General features: G+C 41.9%; 5 protein-coding genes and 1 pseudogene. 2 read left to right on the plus strand and 4 right to left on the minus strand.

The window, feature by feature from the left end:
- The 4 genes from ACLOR3_RS00395 to ACLOR3_RS00410 all read right to left on the minus strand — a co-directional run.
- The coding region (locus ACLOR3_RS00395; RefSeq protein ID WP_497867090.1) for a type III PLP-dependent enzyme domain-containing protein at positions 1-671 on the minus strand (671 nt) is incomplete at its 3' end.
- 82 nt (positions 672-753) lie between these two features.
- Positions 754-1,440, minus strand: a complete 687-nt coding sequence (locus tag ACLOR3_RS00400) for a Bax inhibitor-1/YccA family protein (protein WP_411400217.1) — start codon at positions 1,438-1,440, stop codon at positions 754-756.
- 29 nt (positions 1,441-1,469) lie between these two features.
- Complete coding sequence (locus ACLOR3_RS00405) at positions 1,470-1,958, minus strand: HDIG domain-containing metalloprotein (protein ID WP_048715413.1); 489 nt, start codon at positions 1,956-1,958, stop codon at positions 1,470-1,472.
- Positions 1,959-1,988: 30 nt separating this feature from the next.
- A complete protein-coding gene (locus ACLOR3_RS00410; protein WP_411399973.1) occupies positions 1,989-2,735 on the minus strand; it encodes a TrmH family RNA methyltransferase in 747 nt (248 codons plus the stop codon).
- A 73-nt stretch (positions 2,736-2,808) separates the two neighbouring features.
- Between ACLOR3_RS00410 and ACLOR3_RS00415 the strand changes: the two genes are divergently transcribed.
- Positions 2,809-3,087 (plus strand): acylphosphatase, encoded by a 279-nt coding sequence (locus ACLOR3_RS00415; protein WP_048715417.1) that lies wholly within the window; start codon positions 2,809-2,811, stop codon positions 3,085-3,087.
- 78 nt (positions 3,088-3,165) lie between these two features.
- Positions 3,166-3,455, plus strand: a pseudogene (locus ACLOR3_RS00420) (membrane protein insertase YidC); the annotation flags it as partial.

A 3,455-nucleotide genomic window follows, 5' to 3' on the forward strand; every position in this document is an offset into this window, starting at 1 on the left:
ACAAAGTCCAAGGTAACCCCTGTCTTTTCAACCACTTCTACTGCCAACTGGAATAATTGCTTAGCCAATTCTGGATAGTAATCATTGGAGACGGTATTCGAAGCTAAGAGGGCATGAATCCCAAATCGTTTGACTCCTAAATCTTTCAACTCCGTAAATGCTTGGATCAATTGCTCCTTGGTCATGCCGAACTTAGCCTCTTCAGGATGGTCCATGATATCCGTTCCCAGTTCAAACACCCCTCCTGGATTATAGCGGCAAGAGATGACCTCCGGTAGTGTCGCAACAGATTGTAGGAAGGCTACATCTTCGTAGGCATCCAAGTTGATAGTCGCTCCTAGCTGACGGGCAAAGACCATCTCTTCAACCGGTGTATTGTTGGAAGAAAACATGATTTCTTGGCCTGTAAACCCTAATTTTTGTGCCATCAGCAGCTCCACATAGCTAGCACAGTCCACGCCACAGCCTTCTTCTTTGAGGATTTTTAGGATGGCTGGATTAGGGGTCGCTTTGATAGCGAAATACTCCTTAAAGCCTGGATTCCAAGAAAAGGCTTGATGGAGGGCACGAGCTGTCTGCCGGATCCCAGCTTCATCATATAGGTGAAAGGGAGTTGGATAGGTTTCCGTAATTTGTTTTAATCTTTCTCTACTAATAAATGGACGTTTCATGTGAAGATTCTCTTTTCTATCAATTTTCTTTAGTATATCACAAGTTTTCCAACAAAAAAAGCCGGTTTCCCGGCTCTTTCGATTAATCGTTGCGTCCAAAAATACGCAAGATATTGATGAACAAGTTGATGAAATCAAGATAGAGTTCCAAAGCCAAAGCAACAACCCAACCATTGGTTGGCTGACCATTGGATTGTTCATAGACATAACGAATCTTTTGGTTATCCCAAGCAGTCAAACCTGCAAAGATGATAACACAAAGAATGCTAAGGACATAATCCATACCAGAGCTTTGTAAGAAGATGTTCGCAATCGAAGCAATGATAATACCAATCAAGGCCCCCATAAATGCTCGTCCCATTCCAGACAAGTCTTTTTTGGTCACACGACCAATGGCAGACATGATGAAGAACATCAAGGCACTAACGACGAAGGCTTTATAAACTGTCGCTTGAGCATAGCGTGCAATGATAAAACTCAAGGTAAAGCCATTCAGAGCTGAATAAGTTAAAAAGAGAGGCAAGGCCATGGGATTGTTTTTCACAGATTGTCTCGAAGCGACCAGGACCAAAATCAATTCAACAGCAATGGCAATATAGTAGACCCATGAAGCCTGAGTTAGAATATATATGAAGGTTTCTTGGAAAAGGGTCATCATCAAAGCTGATACAACAGCTGAGATTCCTACTCCAACTCCAACTAGAGAATAAATTTTGCTATAAAAGCTATTAAGACCACTTTGTTCGTGGATAACGGTTTGTTGATTCATCATCAATCATTCCTTTCAAACTTAAATTATTATGATTTTAACATTTTTCGATGGAAAAGTCTCCTCTTTGACCACTTTTTTCTCATTGGTTCTGAGGCTTCTTTTATCGCCCAGTATTTATCGACCATGGTCACGAGGAAAGATTCTTTGTAGCGAGGTGGAGCAAGCGTCAAGCCCCACATATGTTTGAGGATGATGTCCTCTTCTTTTTTATTGAGGCTTGTTATCTTTTTGGCATTTCGGACAGCTATCCGAGGATGTACCCAGGCATGGCTCTTATTAAATTTGACCTGCCGCCAGTCGTAGTAAAAAAGATCGTGTAAGAGAGCTCCCCTTGCTGTACTTTTGGTATCCCAGCCCATCTTCTTAGAAATGCGGTAGCTGGTGTAGCTAACGTGAATGGAATGCTCTAAACGGTTGGAATGAATATGGTGGGGAATTTCCTTTAATTTTTGAAGTTTGGGATGCTGGATCAAATGTCCGACTTCAGCCATATATTCTTTATCTTGTCGATACATGCGTCTCACCTCCTCTATCTGACTAACGCACTATTCTTCAATCATAGAAAAGATCAAAATCCCTGCAGCAACAGCGACATTCAGACTCTCTGCCTGACCTGGCATGGTGATATGAACCAGCAGATCTGCCTTCTCAGCCATCTGGTCACTAATACCTTGTCCTTCATTCCCCATGACCAGTACAAAAGCAGGGACCTTCTCCACTTGCTTATAGTCAATAGAATCCTGAGACAAGGTGGTCGCATAGATGGGTAGCTGACTTTCTTCAATGGCTGTTAAGAGTTGCTCTTTAGGCAGACGGATAACAGGAAGATGAAAATGACTCCCTTGCATAGAGCGCAAGGTTTTCATATTATACAAATCTGCTGATTGATCAGTTAGAAGCACCCCGTCAAAGCCTGCTGCGTCAGCAGTCCGAATCATGGTTCCGACATTTCCTGGATCTTGAACATCCTCTAACAATAAATACCGTCCTTGAGCCAGCTGAAGATGCTGGATTGGCTGTATCTTAATTTCTGCCACAATTCCTTGAGGGCTTTTGGAATCAGCAATTTCTGCTAAAACCTCAGGAGTTACGATGGTCACCTTCGTATCTTTCTTGACCTTATCTACAAACTCTTCCAGAACAAAGACTTGTTCAATCGGAGCCTGATGATTGATAGCTTCTTCATAAAGATGCCAGCCTTCGATCAGGTAGGAGGCGATTCGGTATTTTTTTTGATGAAGTTTTTTAACTTTTTTGATCCCATTATTGGACTTAGAGGTTATAATATTCATAAGACTATTATACCACATTCACAGGAGGAGCTTCTCCGTCCTGAGTAGGAATTCAAGCACAAGGAGAACAAGCATGCAAAAAGTTGAAATGACGGCCCAAGGTCGGGTTCAAGGTGTTGGCTTCCGTTGGGGAGTTTATAGCTTAGCATTAGAAATTGGAGGTATTACAGGTCGGGTCTGGAACAATGATGACGGAACGGTCACTATCCTTGCCGCCTGCGAAGACAATGCCCGCATGGCTAAATTTATCCAAGAAATACGAAAAGGTCCTACTCCTTTTTCAAAGGTTTCTTATCTAGACGTCCATCTGGCAAACTTCGAACCCTACAAAGATTTTAAAATTTCAAATTAAGTCTAGAGAACTATTGTTAATTTGATAAAAAAACAGTAGAATAGAAAGGTATTATTTAAAATTAAAGGATTATAACTCGTGAAAAAATATAAACGTTATCTACTTGCTGCTCTCAGCTTGTCAGCCCTCCTCCTCTTAACAGGATGTGTCAGCATCGACAAGACAACCAAACAACCAACCGGTTTCGTCTGGAATCTCCTTGGAAAACCGATGGGGGAAGCCATCAATTTCTTTGCGACAGATCTTGGCCTCGGCTTTGGTCTAGGGATTATCCTCGTAACAGTGATTGTTCGTGTCATCATCTTCCCACTAGGTATTTATCAATCATGGAAGGCAACCTACCAGTCTGAGAAGATGAACTACCTCAA

The organism is Streptococcus intestinihominis, from assembly GCF_046824975.1.
Lineage (GTDB): Bacteria > Bacillota > Bacilli > Lactobacillales > Streptococcaceae > Streptococcus.

Coding starts and splice junctions, on each gene's coding strand:
- ACLOR3_RS00400 (WP_411400217.1), bottom strand. CDS start 1,440: ATGAATCAACAAACCGTTATCCACGAACAAAGTGGTCTTAATAGCTTT.
- ACLOR3_RS00405 (WP_048715413.1), bottom strand. CDS start 1,958: ATGTATCGACAAGATAAAGAATATATGGCTGAAGTCGGACATTTGATC.
- ACLOR3_RS00410 (WP_411399973.1), bottom strand. CDS start 2,735: ATGAATATTATAACCTCTAAGTCCAATAATGGGATCAAAAAAGTTAAA.
- ACLOR3_RS00415 (WP_048715417.1), top strand. CDS start 2,809: ATGCAAAAAGTTGAAATGACGGCCCAAGGTCGGGTTCAAGGTGTTGGC.